Annotated in this window: 8 protein-coding genes; 7 read left to right on the plus strand and 1 reads right to left on the minus strand. The window is 53.9% G+C overall.

Annotated features, from left to right (window positions below; translation table 11 throughout):
- Positions 1-14 precede the first annotated feature (14 nt).
- The 3 genes from V8L70_RS12685 to V8L70_RS12695 are packed head-to-tail and all read left to right on the plus strand — an operon-like array spanning position 15 to position 2,318.
- On the plus strand, positions 15-839 hold the full coding sequence (locus V8L70_RS12685) for a SapC family protein (RefSeq protein WP_336269513.1): 825 nt from the start codon (positions 15-17) through the stop codon (positions 837-839).
- Positions 840-841: 2 nt separating this feature from the next.
- A complete protein-coding gene (locus tag V8L70_RS12690; protein ID WP_336269514.1) occupies positions 842-1,039 on the plus strand; it encodes a hypothetical protein in 198 nt (65 codons plus the stop codon).
- Positions 1,014-2,318 (plus strand): glycosyltransferase, encoded by a 1,305-nt coding sequence (locus tag V8L70_RS12695; RefSeq protein WP_336269515.1) that lies wholly within the window; start codon positions 1,014-1,016, stop codon positions 2,316-2,318. The genes V8L70_RS12690 and V8L70_RS12695 overlap by 26 nt, the downstream gene beginning before the upstream one ends.
- 73 nt (positions 2,319-2,391) lie before the next feature.
- On the opposite strand, the gene V8L70_RS12700 is transcribed toward V8L70_RS12695, so the two are convergent.
- Complete coding sequence (locus tag V8L70_RS12700; RefSeq protein WP_336269516.1) at positions 2,392-4,731, minus strand: DUF4214 domain-containing protein; 2,340 nt, start codon at positions 4,729-4,731, stop codon at positions 2,392-2,394.
- Positions 4,732-4,946: 215 nt separating this feature from the next.
- Between V8L70_RS12700 and V8L70_RS12705 the strand changes: the two genes are divergently transcribed.
- From V8L70_RS12705 to V8L70_RS12720, 4 genes are all read left to right on the plus strand, one after another.
- Positions 4,947-9,515: an ExeM/NucH family extracellular endonuclease gene (locus V8L70_RS12705; protein WP_336269517.1), complete on the plus strand. Its 4,569-nt coding sequence runs from the start codon at positions 4,947-4,949 to the stop codon at positions 9,513-9,515.
- 220 nt (positions 9,516-9,735) lie between these two features.
- Entirely contained in the window at positions 9,736-11,166 is a 1,431-nt protein-coding gene (locus V8L70_RS12710) for a phosphomannomutase (RefSeq protein ID WP_336269518.1), read from the plus strand.
- A gap of 688 nt (positions 11,167-11,854) precedes the next feature.
- Entirely contained in the window at positions 11,855-12,202 is a 348-nt protein-coding gene (locus V8L70_RS12715) for a hypothetical protein (protein ID WP_336269519.1), read from the plus strand.
- A gap of 42 nt (positions 12,203-12,244) precedes the next feature.
- Positions 12,245-13,501 (plus strand): ISL3 family transposase, encoded by a 1,257-nt coding sequence (locus V8L70_RS12720; protein WP_289143716.1) that lies wholly within the window; start codon positions 12,245-12,247, stop codon positions 13,499-13,501.
- Positions 13,502-14,589: the final 1,088 nt, after the last annotated feature.

Below are 14,589 nucleotides of genomic sequence, written 5' to 3' on the forward strand. Positions count from 1 at the left end.
CTTAGGAGCACAGGATGCCACTTGATTACCAGCCGATTAGCCCGGTGAAGCACCGAAATGCGGGTTGGAAGCGCCCTGCTCGCTATTTTTATGCCGCCGATGATGTGGTGGCGCCCGTGGTGATGGCAGAGCTTTCCCATGTGCTAACCAGTATGCCCTTGGCCTTTGTGCATGCTGATGAAGAGGCGCCTTTTCAGTTAGTGGCGGTGCAGTCACTGCAGCCTGGCCGTAATGTGTATGTGGCCCCGGATGGCCGCTGGTTGGGTCAATACATTCCGGCTTTCTACCGCAGCTACCCTTTCCGAATGCTGGCCATTGGCAGCACCACGCAAACGGCGCTTTGCGTAGACACCTCCCAGGGGTGCTTTCTGGAGCAGTGCCCCGAAGACGCTGAATCGCTTTTTAACGAGAACGGCGAGCTGAGCGAAAGCCTGGAGACGCTTAAAACGTTCATTAGTGCGTTTGAAAAAAACCGCATAATGACCAATCAGTGCGTGGCAGAGTTAGCAGCCGCGGGGCTGATTGAGCCGTGGGCGGTGCATTTAAGCAATAGTGAAAGCCACGTAAGCGAAGCGGAATCAGCCCAAGATGTTAAGGGTCTTCACCGGATCAACGAGGCGAAGCTGAAAGCGTTACCTGCTGAAAGCCTGCGTGAACTGGCGGTTTCAGGGGCGCTTTCGATTGCCTATGCGCAGTTGTTTTCGGAACAGCGTTTACAGCACGTGGGTCGCCGGTATCGCCTGCACAGTGAATGGCAGCGCCACTTGTCAGAACAGACCAATATCGAGGCGTTGCTGGATGAGGAGGATGACGACCAGCTTTTTGATTTTGGAAATTAGGCGTGTTCTGGAACCGCGTGCCCACCCCAAAGTTTTTGTTTTTGCGGTTCTGCGCGCTCTTTTCTGCCCAGATCATCGCTCGTGAAGGGTCGCAGTTGCAGGGCTGGCTCCAGTGGCTGGTTTATGCTGTTGCCGGCACTGTGCTGGTGTGGGCGTTGTTAGGCATTTTCCGCTATGCCTATCTACATTGGCGTCGTTGACGATGCGTTATTAAAAGGCTCTATTTTGAGTTTATTGCCACATGCCCGGGTGCTGATTATGCACCCAAATTTTCCCGGTCAGTTTCGCCATTTAGCCCCCGCCCTGCAGCAGGCAGGGGCCGACGTTCGGGCTATTTCCTTTAGTACTGCGACCAGTGAAACGGGCGTTGCTGTGACCTACGCCACCTTTGTTCGCGGTAACCCTGCCACGTTGGACCCCTGGTTGCATTCGCTGGATAGCAAGATCATCCGCGGCCGATCCGTCGAGCCCATTTTGCACCAGTGGCAAGCGGAAGGCTGGCAGCCGACGCTGGTGATTGGCCATACCGGCTGGGGTGATATGCTGGGCGTTGCAGATATTTTTCCAGAGGCGCTACAGCTGGGCTGGTTTGAGTTTTTTTATCACACCCACCAAAGCGATCTCGACTTCGACCCTGAGTTTCCTCCTAGCGATGCGCTGCGCACCAAGGCACGGCTTAAAAACCTGTGGCCGCTATGGATGCTTGATCAGGTGGATCATGGGGTATGCCCTACCTATTTTCAGCGCGACACCCATCCATCGGTATATCACGATAAGTTAAGCGTTATCCATGAAGGTATTGATACCAATCGCTTTGTGCCCAAAGCCGATGTTTTCATCACGTTGGGGGACGGTTTAACGCTGACTCGTCACGATAACGTCGTGACGTTCTTTAACCGAGACTTAGAGCCTCTCCGCGGCTATCACATGTTTATGCGGGCGTTGCCTGCCCTGCTTGAGAAACACCCCGATGTTCACGTGTTAATCGTGGGGGGCGATGGCGTGAGCTATGGCGCTCCCCCTGAAAGCGGGAGCTGGAAGCAGCATTATTTGGAGGAGGTTGGCCGCCAGCTTGACCCCAAGCGGGTACATTTTTTAGGACGCGTGCCCCACAACACGCTGATAGGGCTGATGCAATTGAGCCGCGCCCACGTCTACCTTACCTACCCTTTCGTGCTTTCCTGGTCGTTGCTGGAAGCGATGAGCTGCCAGGCGCCAATTGTAGGATCAGACACGGTCCCGGTACGCGAGGTGATTACCCACGGTGAGAACGGTTTGCTGGTTGATTTTTTTGATCAGCAGGCGCTGGTGGAACAGATTTCATACTGTTTGATGCAGCCTGACGCGGCGCGCTTACTGGGCGAACAGGCCCGCGAAACGGTGATAGCGCAGTACGATTTACACAGCCGCTGTCTACCTGCCCAGCTTGCGCTTATTGATTCCCTGCTAGAGAAGCAAAAACCCCAGGCGGCCTGTTAGCCGCCTGGGGTTGGTACACCTTGTATTAACTTTTATTAATACCTTTTTTAATAGCTTTATTTATTAATTTTCTTTACGCAAACAGCTGCAGGCTTTCATCGGATTCTGAGATACCGACCATGACGGCTCCTTGTTCAACACCGGCTTCCAACTGCCCTACCCAGTAGGCTTTACCGGGCGCATCTGCTTCGCGTTCCAGTACATTGGCGTACATCAGGTCAACGAAGCCGCTTTGGTCTAGCTCGCCGTGCAGTTGAATGAACTCTTGGGAAGCAATAAAGCTATTGGCAATAGCGACGGCGCCCATGTCATCACTCTGATTTGTCCAGTAGCCCAAGCCTGTGCCGTCTGCTGCGCGGTCGAAGGCGGCGTCATATAGGCGCAGTAGCGGGTCAACCGGCTCATCGAAAACCGCATCGCTACGCTCGTCGAGGTTTTGAATGCGCAGGTCTTCGCTGGCGGGGGTTTCTTCTTCGCTGAACGGTGTTTCGCTGAACATGTTGGCCATGTATTCCGCGAAGGCATCCTGCTCGGTGCCTTTTTCGGCGAAGGTGAATTGGCCGTCGTCTGCAAAGGTTTCCATCAGGTCCACGCGGTCTTGATATCTGCCTTCGCCCAGCGGGTAACCATCGCCACCATCGGCCAGGAAGCCGAGCGTCACGACCTTAATCGTCTCTTCAGCATTGCCGACCAAGCGGCCATTGGCCACCAGTACATCGTTGGCGCTGCCATCTTCATTGACGATGACCGCATTCTGAATGCGCTCGCCAGCGGGCTGGCTCACATCAAAGCTGTATTGAATGCCGCCGACCTGGGCAAATTGACCAGCAGTAACACCCGGCGCTGAAGCGGCCACGGCGTGCTCAAGCACGTCTAACAGGGTGCTACGCGTGACGCTGATAATGGTCAGGTCGTTATTGAAGCGTAACGATGACGCGGCATCCAACTGCGATACCCCACCTTCCGGCTTGCCGATAACTGCGTTGGCCCCTGGCGCTTGGTAGCTAGGCTCGCTGTCGCTGCCTTCCACGACCACATCACCAATCGGCTCACGAATACCACCGCCGTTCTTGAACGATACCATGACCTCTGCGTCCTGCTGCTTGGCGTACCAGAGGTTGGCATCGGCGGTTAGGTTACCCAGGTTGGTTTCTTCGGTACGGACGGCTTCCCGCTCCCCTACCAGATACACATCGGTCAGGCCGAGGATATTGCCATCCTGTTCGGCAACGAAGTCACCGACGGCGCCCACGAGTTCTTCTGCCACGTTACCCTTTGTGCCTTCAGCAAAGGCGCTTTCCAGATCACCCCATAGCGCTTCTACCTGCTCATCGGTAGTGGCGTAGACACCTGACGAGTTTTCATCGATGGAGTCGGCAATAACGCGACCCTGTTCATCGAACTCGACGACCAGCTCGGCCACGTAGCGCCAGCCACCGTCGGTGTTCACAACGACCACATCGTTGCCGGAAGCGTCTTGGGTCACAATCGGGTAGGTATCGTAGGGCTCACCGGCGCCAGGGAACAGGCCGCGATCCTGATCTTCCTGGTCTGCCAGCAGGCTGTTGGAACCACCGGCCATGACGATGTCTACGCCATCCAGCAGGGTCGCCAGCTCTTCTTCGAACTGAATTTGCTGAAGGTGCGAGCTGAGAATGATTTTGTTGATGCCTTGCGCCTGCAGGTCATCAATGACGGGCTGAATAAGGTCGGCCAGCGCCTGCATGTCGTTGCTGCCGCCGGTAAGCACATCAACACCGCCTGGTGAGGAGATGCTTTCCAGAATTTGGGTGGTGACACCGATAATGCCGATTTGCTCACCGCCACGCTCTGCAATCACGGCGGGGGCCAGTTTGGGAGGGGTGGCCCCTGCGAGTAGTTCATCCAAGGTTGCCTGGAAAGCGTCTTGGCTGGACAGTTCGCTAGTCGCCAGCTCGCTTAGCGCGGCATCGCCAGAGAAATCCAGGTTGGCTGAGAGGTAAGGGAACTGTGAACCCAGCCACTCTACTTCTGCTGCTGTTGCGCCGTTAACCACCGGGGCGATCATGGCAGCGATCAGGTCGGTGCCTAGGTCGAACTCGTGGTTACCGAGCGTGACTGCGGCGGCATCTGCCAAGTCCATTAGCAGCGTTTCAAGACGCCCAGAGGCTGCCGTAATACCACTCATTGAGCCAGCTTCCAGCCCATAAATCTCTTCTACCGCTGCTTGGAAAGCCGCTTGCAGGCTTGAGTCGCCCGCGGCGTTCAAGTAAGGGCCAGGCAGTACTAAATCGCCCGAGCTAACAAACAACGAGTTGGCGTACTGGTCTTCCAAGTGATCGACGATAGAAATGAAGTTGGGAGCGTTTAGCAGATCCCCACCGCCCCCTTCCATATCGGCTGCGTGCAGAAGTTGAAGCTGAAAGTTACTCATGGCAGTTCCCTTATTAAACATTGGCGATATTCGGCACATGAGAGATTACGCAACCAACCATTGCAGAAACATGACAATTTAAATAAAAATGATACCTGCTTGTAAAAATAAGAGGGATAATAAAACCGTCATAAAAACAAAATGCTAGCGTCATTTAATTGCCATCCCCCGTCCATAGATTAGCTTCCTCTATTGTCCCAAAGGCGGCTGATGCAATGACAACTTTTGAACTTGTTTCTACGTTATATCGTGATTTTTTATTACGTGAGCCGGACGAGGCTGGTGTTAATTATTGGGCTGATCGCCTGGATAGCGGCGAGCTCGATATCCCCTCCGTTATTAACTCAATAACGGCGGGTGCGGAGTTTCAGCAAGAGATCCAACCTGTAATGGATCTCTATAATGTTCAGTTTTTGCGCCCTGCCGACCCTTCAGGCCTCGCTTATTGGGTCAATGAGATTCGTAATGGCTTAGCCATTGAAGAGGTTGCCTCTAATTTTCAGGCATCCGTTGAGTTTGAAACCACTATTTCAAATTTAGATGACGCTGCTTGGCTCAGCCAACTTTATGGCAATGTGGTTAACCGCGAGCCTGATGCTGAAGGGTTGGCTTACTGGCAATCCATGTTGGCTGATGGGATGCCCCGCGATGCGCTTGCTTCCACCTTTTTAAACAGCAATGAAAGCGTTGAACAGGCAACGGTTCGGGTATTAAAGCCTTTGCTTGGTGATGATGCCGGTGGTACGACAGACGATATCGAGTCTCTTTTAAATCGTTATGTTGAAGAGATTGAAAGCGAGCTAGAGACGCCTGAAGAGCCTGAAGAGCCTGAAGAGCCTGAAGAGCCCACTAATCCTACTAACCCCTCCAATCCTACCCAGCCGGAAGACCCTGAAACACCAGACTTTAATCTGGGCGAACGTTACCACACTGGCACATCTGATGCCTCTGCATCGATTGCGGTTGGCGATGGGTTAATGCTGGTGGCCGATGACGAAGACCAAGTGCTGCGCCTTTATGAGCGCGACAGCGACGGCGCACCGTTGGCGGAAATTAACCTCAATGAAGCCTTGGGTTTGAATGACACTCAAGAAGTGGATTTGGAAGCCGTGGCGGTTCATGAAGGCACCCATTACTGGTTGGGCTCGCACGAGAGCAGCCAGCGCTCGATGCTGTTTGCTACCAATGTCAGTGGTGAGAATGCTGATAATTTAAGCATCGATGTGACGGGCCAGTTTACTGATTTAGCCAGCCAGTTAAGCGCCTGGGATGCCGATAACGGCCATGGTTTGGGCGACAATGCGCTGAGCCTTTCCTTAGGGGTGAATGTTGAAGGGGCCACGTTTATCGGTGATTCCCTTTATCTTGGCCTGCGCTCGCCGCTAGGTAACGGGTTTGCCCAGTTGGTGCCGGTAGAGAACGCCATTGACTTGGTGGCTGGCACCGCTAACGAAGCGGCGTTTGGTGATCCCGTGCGCTTAGACCTGGATGGTCGTGCGGTGCGTTCTATTGAGCCCGCAGGCGATGAAGGGTATCTGATTCTGGCTGGCCCGGTTAACGATGACGACGGCGTCGGTTTTGGCCTTTACCTGTGGGATGGCGCCCAGGCCGTTCGTGAAATCGACGGGTTGGACCTCAATACGCTGCCAGATGCGTTGACGGCGAAGCCTGAGTCCATTTTTGACGTCACTATGACGGACACAGGTGCTTCCGCGACCGTGCTGTATGACAGCGGTACGGTGGATTGGCTGGACGATGGCCAAGAGTCGAAGGATCTACCTGCTGATGAGCAGCGCTTTATCAGTACAGACATCGAGTTTAGCTTGCCGAACTTTGTGCCCCAGGCCGGTGACATTGCGATCACGGCGGTCGGTGCTACCGAAAAAACCTTCCAGTTTGTTGCTCTGCAAGGGATTAGCGAAGGCGCGGAAATCACCTTTACCGATTCGGGCTGGGTGGGCGATGAGTTCCGCGCCAGCGAAGGCGCCGTTAAGTGGACAGCACCTGAAGGCGGCGTCGCGGCGGGCACAGTGGTGACTTACACTAAGGATTCTGCCCAATTCAGCATTGCTAACAGCAGTGACTTAGGTAATAACGGCTTCAACCTTTCGGTAAGTGGTGACCAGATTCTTGCATTCACCGGCGACGCTACTAGCCCCGAATTTATCTATGCGGTACAAACCAATAGCGACACTTGGCAGGAAACCGCTGACTCCTCTAATAACTCCGCCCTTCCGCCGGGTCTTGAAGCAGGTGTCACGGCCGTTGCCGTTGGCGATGCACGTAACGCGGCTTTTACCGGCGATGGTTACGGCACCGCGAATGAGTTGCTTAGCGTGATTGGCGACGCGGCAAATTGGTCATTTGAGTACGATACCTTACCTACCAATGCCACTACTGATTTTCAGATAGGCACCACCGATGCCCCTTATGTCCCGGGTGAGTTGGATATTGGGTTGGCCATTACCGAAATTTGGTCGGGTCAAAGCGGTTCTGATGTGACGGCGGACTGGTTTGAAATTACCAACCGCTCTAACGAGACGCTTGATTTCAGCACGATGCCACTTTATTACGACGATGACAGCGCTGACCCAGTCGATGCGGTTGAAATTCAGGGGTTAACTACCCTGGCTGCCGGTGAATCTGCCATTGTGATGGTGGATGGCGGTGCCGATTCCGTCGCGGAGTTCCGTTCAGCGTGGAGCAATCTAAACAACATCGATACGCTGAAAATCGGTTATGCCGAGGACGCTTCTGGCCTGGGCAGCGGTGGCGATGCAGTCACGCTTTGGCAAGGTGATCCACGGGTTGATGGTAACCAGGTGGCAATGGAAGCTTATCCTGATACGGACGGTTTCGACGCGGCATCCTGGGATGTGGACCTAAAAGCCTTTACGACGAGTGAAAGTAACGGCGCACTTAGCTCTGCCATTGCCGGTGGCGATAACAGCGATGTGCCTGCGCTGGCCTCGCCTAGCGTTGCCAATGAGCCGCAGGTGGATATTACGCTGATCTCCGAGGTGCAGGGCGATACCGCTAGCAGCTCGCTAGAGGGCGAGACTGTCACCCTGGAAGGCATCGTGACGATGGTGGCACCGGGCTTGGATGGTTTCTTCCTGCAAGAAGAAGATAGCGATAACGACGATAATGATGCGACGTCGGAAGGTATCTTTGTTTACGCAGGCAGCGGTAGTGGTGATTGGTTATCACAGCTTTCGGCTGGTAACCAGATCCGCATTAGCGGTGAGGTATCTGAATATTTCGAGAAAACACAGCTAAGTGCTGATCGCGATAGTCTGGACGTGCTGACTGACGTGATGCCCCTGCCTGAAAGTCAGCGTGTTGTTATGCCATTTACTGACCAGCAAGGCCTGGAAGCCTTTGAGGGTATGCGTGTTGCTATCGAAGCACTGGACGGTGAGCCGTTAGTCGTTACTGAGCTTTATGAGTTGGGACGCTATGGCGAAGTGACACTGTCATCGGGTGGCCGCCTGGAGCAGTTCACCGAAGTCAACGCACCTGATGTGGAAGGCTATAGCGCTTGGCTTGAAGACGCCGAAGCCCGCACCATCAAAATCGACGACGCAAATTCGACCCAAAACACCGACCCAATTATCTATGGTCGTAACGGTGAAGAGCTTTCCGCGACGAACCCGCTGCGTGGCGGCGACGAGCTTCAGACCCTCGAAGGTGTGCTTGATTACAACTTTGAAGAGTGGAAGGTGCAAAACGTCGATGGCCTCGACTTTACCGGCGCAGACCGCCCCGCAGCACCGGATGCAGAGGCTCTTGGCAACGCTGGTATCACGGTCGCTTCGTTCAACGTGCTGAACTACTTCAACACGCTGAACGAAAACGGCAATAAAACGGTTACTTTAGGTGGCACCGAGCATGACCCACGGGGAGCCAATAATGCCGAGGAGTTCGACCGCCAGGAAGCCAAGATCGTTGAAGCGATTAATACCAGCGGCGCGGATGTGGTCGGCCTGATGGAGATCGAGAACAACGGTTACGGTGAAGATAGCGCATTGGCTGCCTTGGTCGACGCATTAAATGCGGATGTACTGAGCAAAGGGATCACGGACGTTACCTGGGCTTACAGCATTACTCGTGATGGGGAAAACAACGAAGTTAGCCCAGGAGATGATGCGATTTCCGTAGGCGTTATCTACAACAGCCAAGCAGTAACGGCTGTTGGTAGTGCGGCCACTAAGACCGATGGTGCTTTCGCGACGGCAAACCGTGCGCCGGTGATGCAGACGTTTAAAGACAGCGATGGCGAAGAGTTCTCCGTCGTAGTGAACCATTTCAAATCCAAGGGCAGTGTGGTTAACGGCGAAGATGCCATCGGTGATGGTCAAGCCAACAACAACCCCACCCGTGTCGAAGCTGCCGAGGAGCTTAAAGCTTGGCTGGAGAGCAACCCAACCGGCAGCACTGACGGTGATGTTCTGATTCTGGGTGACTTGAACGCCTACGCCATGGAAGACCCCATTACTACTCTCAAAAATGCAGGCTTTGAGCTGCTAGATGATGATTATAGCTATGTATATGATGGGTTCTGGGGTTCGCTGGACCATGCTCTTGCCAGTGAAACGCTAGCCGGGCAAGTGACGGGAACCACGACCTGGCATATCAACGCGGATGAAGCGTCGGCCCTGGATTACAACACCGATTTCACTAACGATCGCCAGGATGACAACCTGTACGCGGATGATGCATTCCGTAGCTCAGACCACGATCCGATTTTGGTGGGTCTGAACTTGGGCGTTGTTGAGGCTTAACGATGGCAAGTGTGGGTTAAGTAACTGAAGTGAAAGACAACATGGCCTCCGTTTGCGGGGGCTATTTTTTTGGCACCTGTCACTACGTTTAGCCCCAGTAGGAAATAGCTTTAGCCCGCGATGATTCAAGCTTTCAGCCTGCTCACCGCCAAGGCGGCACATAGCGCTTCCCGCCCGGGGTGTTAAACTCGCTGTAGGCATTTTTTCCAGGAGAAATACGTTGACTTCAGTACGTTCCACTACCGCAATTATTAATGACAGCGGCATCGCCTTTGGTACCAGCGGTGCACGAGGCTTGGTAGAGCAGTTTTCAGACGAGGTATGCGCGGCCTTTACCGTAGCCTTTATTTCAGCCATGCAGGCGTCGTTTTCGGTGGAGCGTATTGCGTTAGGTATGGACCGCCGCCCAAGCAGCCCGGCCATGGCGGCAGCCTGTACCAGTGCTGCCCATGCGCTGGGAATCAAGGTGGATGACTACGGTGTGTTACCAACGCCTGCATTGGCGCTGAAGGCAATGGCGGATGGCGTGCCCTGCATCATGATTACCGGCAGTCATATTCCGTTTGACCGTAACGGTATCAAGTTTTACCGCCCGGATGGCGAGATCACCAAGGCGGATGAAACCGCTATTCTTAACGCTGAGGCGGCCATGCCTGCCCTGCTGGCGCCCGCGCGCGGCGATGTTTCTGAAGCTGCTAATCAGGCCTATTCGGAACGGTTCACTCATTGGTTTCCTGGCGAGCCATTAAAAGGTTGGCGGGTAGGTTTATATCAGCACTCTGCCGCCGGGCGTGATTTGAACGCGCATATTTTGAGCGAACTAGGGGCTGACGTGGTGGTATTAGGCCGCAGTGAGGCGTTTGTGCCTGTCGACACCGAAGCTGTTAGCGATGAAGACCAGGCCCAAGGAAAAGCCTGGGCCGCTCAGCACCAATTGCATGCGCTGTTTTCAACCGATGGCGATGGCGACCGCCCCTTGTTAGGCGATGAAACGGGCACTTGGCAGCGAGGAGATATTGTCGGATTACTTTGCGCTCGCGCCCTGGGCATCGAGGCCCTCGCAGTGCCGGTCAGCTGCAATACGGCCATTGAAGCGTGCGGTGCCTTTCAAGTAGTGGAACGTACACGTATAGGCTCGCCGTATGTGCTGGACAGTATGGCCAAACTTAGTCAGCGCTTTGCGCGAGTGGCGGGATTCGAGGCCAACGGTGGTTTTTTACTCGACAGCAAACTGGAAAATGATGGCCGTGAGCTCGCGGCACTGCCCACCCGCGACGCGCTACTGCCCGCGCTTACGCTAATGATAATGGCCGCCCAACATGGGGTTAGCCTTTCTCAACTCATCGCTGACTTGCCTGCCCGCTATACTGCAAGCGACCGGCTCAAGGATTTCGCCACTGAGAAAAGCCGTGCGTTACTGACCAAATGGCAAGCCTCACCTGAACTAATGAAGCAAGCGCTAGGCTTACCGGCCGATATTTCTACCATCAACACTACCGATGGGCTGAGAGCCACGCTGGATAATGGCGATATCGTGCATCTTCGCCCCTCCGGCAACGCCCCCGAACTACGCTGCTACAGTGAATCAGCCTCGCAATCAGTTTCCTCAGCGCTGGTAAAACAAAGCTTGGCTGCGCTCGCCAAACTGTAGCCCCTATAATGGCGCTGAGATGGCGATAAGCATTTGAAAATGCAGCCAGCAAAAATTTTGTTGACAAAAGCAAAAGCATACAAGTAAATTATGTATGCTTTAATACAAAATATTGTTATATACAGAATTAATTTCATAGTTAATTTTGTGTGTAGCAACAGCGCGAAGCTTGAATTAGCGCTATATGAATTCTGAATTTATCAATGAACAATAGTTTGTTGCTGAAGCATCATCAGTCAGTACACATACTAATTGTCTGCCAGTTAAATTGGTAAATCAGCTTCACTTTTCAAAATGGTTCCCTCTCGATAATTAACTGAAAATCGAGTGTCAGGAATCCCCCAACACAAATGTGCCTATAAGTTGGCGACTGCACTCTTCTGATGCAGTCCTACGCCAACAATTTTATGGCCCTTAATTTCTAACCTTACCTAACGATCCGATGCGGCCTTTAGTCCGCATTGGGCATTTATGTGTGCGCGATTCCAAGGATCGCCATCCCAGACGTGGCCAAGTAGTGATGTCTTTTCACCATGGCTCGAACTGATTGCATGACATGCGACATCGATCGCAATGAAGAAAACGCCTGTTTCAGGCTTATCTCACGCCGCAAATTTATTCAAGCAATACGCCTGAGCGGCCGGGCAACTTTTTTTCATTATCAATCGTCAAGTACTCAGGTGAGACCATGCTCAATCAATTTCTTTACCAATTTTTTCGCAACATGCTGTTTAGCGTACCCGTCAGCTACATCGACATCCCACTGTATGAATTGTTGCATCAGCCCGCTCCCACCATCGTGGGTACGATGCGCGGTGTTTTGCTGCAAACACCACCTATCGTTTTGACTGGGCCAGACCTGCATCAGCCAGAGCTGCTCAATCCTAAAACACTAAACGCAGCCCTTCAGATGAGTCAGCATATTGATAAGAAAATCGGCTCATTACAGACGATTCAGATTAATACTGACCAACTGCCACCAGGTCTTGTATACCTTTTTGGCTCTTCGACGTTGGGTGTGGAATTCGCCCCCTGAGCTGGGCCAGAATATGACCTCCACAGCGGCAGGAGGTATGACATGGACGGCACCCAGATTCTAACACTCGGCCTGGGCTTGGAAGCGCCCTGGATCCTCAAGAACCAGTACCTGGATACCGCCGTGTCGCCCCACCGCCTGGACCTCTATGTCGAGGCGGAGCGAGGCAGTCTCTATCCCTGCCCAGAATGTGGTAAGGCCTGCCAAGCTCATGACTTTGCCGACAAAACCTGGCGGCATCTGAACTTCTTTCAGCATCACTGTTACCTGCATGCTCGCGTGCCGCGCACGAAGTGTCCTGACCATGGCGTCAAGCGCATAGAGGTGCCCTGGGCCCGGCCGGGCAGCGACTTTACCCTGCTGTTCGAGCAAGCGGCCATGTCACTGGTCAAGGAGATGCCGGTACTGGCCGTCTCCCGCCAGTTGGAGATTTCCGACAAACGACTATGGCGCATCGTGCACCACTACGTTGGCCGCATGTTGGGGGAACTGGATCTGTCCAAGGTGGTGACGGTCGGCGTGGACGAAACCGCCTCCCGGCGCGGTCATCGCTATGTCACGGTGTTCCTCGACATGCAGCGCAAGCGGGAACCGGTTATCTTTGCCGTCCCAGGCTGCGGCAAGGATGCCATCCAGGCTTTCAGCGCCTTCCTGGCGGCCCATGGCGGCGACCCGAATAATGTGGTCGAGGTCGTCTGCGATATGTCGCCAGCCTTCCTTAGTGGCGTGACCGAGCACCTTCCCAAGGCCGAGGTAACGGTCGACTGGTTCCATATCGTACAGACCTTCACCAAGCGGCTGGACGAGGTACGCAAGAAAGAGCGCCGGGAGCAGGGGCACCCCAAGTCGCTGCGCTGGGCCCTGCTGAAGAACCTGGATAACAAGAACCTGACACCCAAACAGCTTTCGGCGCTCCAGGAGTTGGTAGCCGATCAGAGCGCCACGGCCGATGCCTGGGTGATCAAGGAGAAGCTACGCTGGATCCAGAAGGCTCCAACGCCCAGAGCGGCTCGGTGGCGCATCACGAACTACCTCAAGGTCATGCAGGCGGCGGTGTCTGAAAAGTCACTGCTGGAGCCGATGGGGAAAGCCCTGGCGACGCTTGAGCGGCACGCCGACGCGGTGGTCAGACGCTGGCTCTCGGGACTGACGAACGCAAGACTGGAAGGAATGAATGGTCTGTTCCAAGCGGCTCGGTCACGGGCACGTGGCTACCGGAACGAGGCCAACTTTATCGCCATGATCTACCTGATTGGGAGCCCGGTGGGCCGCCTATTCGATCAGGCCAAATCCACGTGAAGTGACGAAGAACCACCTTTTTAGGGAGCTCTTAGACCATTATCAACGCATGTTGTTTATCTCCATAGATCCTCACAATGGCGAGAAAACTTGGATGCAATTCATACGTCTGGTCGAAACAGATCCGCATCTCAAAGCATTAATCGAACACTATCTTTGCGACGACGAGGTGCTAAGCGTACGGCACTACAAATGTTTACTAATGGGTTTTGTTAAAGAGCGCTCAATACACACCGCCCTTCAAACACTCCGAAAAAGCGACAGTACTAGCGCATATGACGACGTCCACTTACCAACCCCTAACGAAGAAGATAGCGCGCAAGAAAAGACATCGGTCCCGTTGCCAACAGACCAGCAGCCCGGCCAGCCGACCTCACACGATGAAAACGGGGCGCTAACACAGCGTACTCTTAACGGGCTCACGAATATCAAAAAAGCCAGTGGCGGTCGATAATCATGAGCGACATTTTTTTATTACCCAGCGAGATAAAAAACAGCTGGCAGCCCTGGCTTGAACAGCCTGCAGTTACGCCGCAGCAACGCCAATGTGTACGGCGTGTGATTCGCTATACGCTGCCTCCTCCTTGCCGTACGAGCTTATTAAAAGCAGTCACGGCATACGACAGGGATCATAGCGAAGACAATACGTCGCCAATTGTGCAAGCGTTTGTAAAAAAAGTTGGCCTGGAGACAGCGTCGTCTCGACCTTCAAAGCAAGCCTACCCGCTTTTTTATGCCGCTACCCACCCAGATCATCTTGGAGGGGAATCGTCTCTGAGAACGCTATGCCGACAACAAATCAGCGCCTGGTTTTCAAGGGTGTCAGCCGATGCCAAGGCGACGCTGTATTACAATCATCTTATCAAGTGCAGGAGCATTCTTGAGATAATATGCGAATCCCAAAGCACGGAGGCGACTGGCATCACCCAGCGCCTCGGCTTTTTGATTAGCCTGGCCGGCAGTAGCGAACTCGCCTCCCGCATCGCACAAAATTCAGACTATTATCAATTCTTTCTCGACATCAGCGAAGGTCATCGAGATCCTGGTGTGCGAATACGAAACGTCACAAATCGAGAGCCTGGCTCTCG

Source organism: Vreelandella arctica, from assembly GCF_037070215.1.
Taxonomy (GTDB): Bacteria; Pseudomonadota; Gammaproteobacteria; order Pseudomonadales; family Halomonadaceae; genus Vreelandella; species Vreelandella arctica.

Bases quoted from the DNA above. Each gene is read 5' to 3' on its own strand.
- V8L70_RS12715 (WP_336269519.1), top strand. From the start codon at position 11,855: ATGCTCAATCAATTTCTTTACCAATTTTTTCGCAACATGCTGTTTAGC.
- V8L70_RS12700 (WP_336269516.1), bottom strand. From the start codon at position 4,731: ATGAGTAACTTTCAGCTTCAACTTCTGCACGCAGCCGATATGGAAGGG.
- V8L70_RS12720 (WP_289143716.1), top strand. From the start codon at position 12,245: ATGGACGGCACCCAGATTCTAACACTCGGCCTGGGCTTGGAAGCGCCC.
- V8L70_RS12695 (WP_336269515.1), top strand. From the start codon at position 1,014: ATGCCTATCTACATTGGCGTCGTTGACGATGCGTTATTAAAAGGCTCT.
- V8L70_RS12705 (WP_336269517.1), top strand. From the start codon at position 4,947: ATGACAACTTTTGAACTTGTTTCTACGTTATATCGTGATTTTTTATTA.
- V8L70_RS12685 (WP_336269513.1), top strand. From the start codon at position 15: ATGCCACTTGATTACCAGCCGATTAGCCCGGTGAAGCACCGAAATGCG.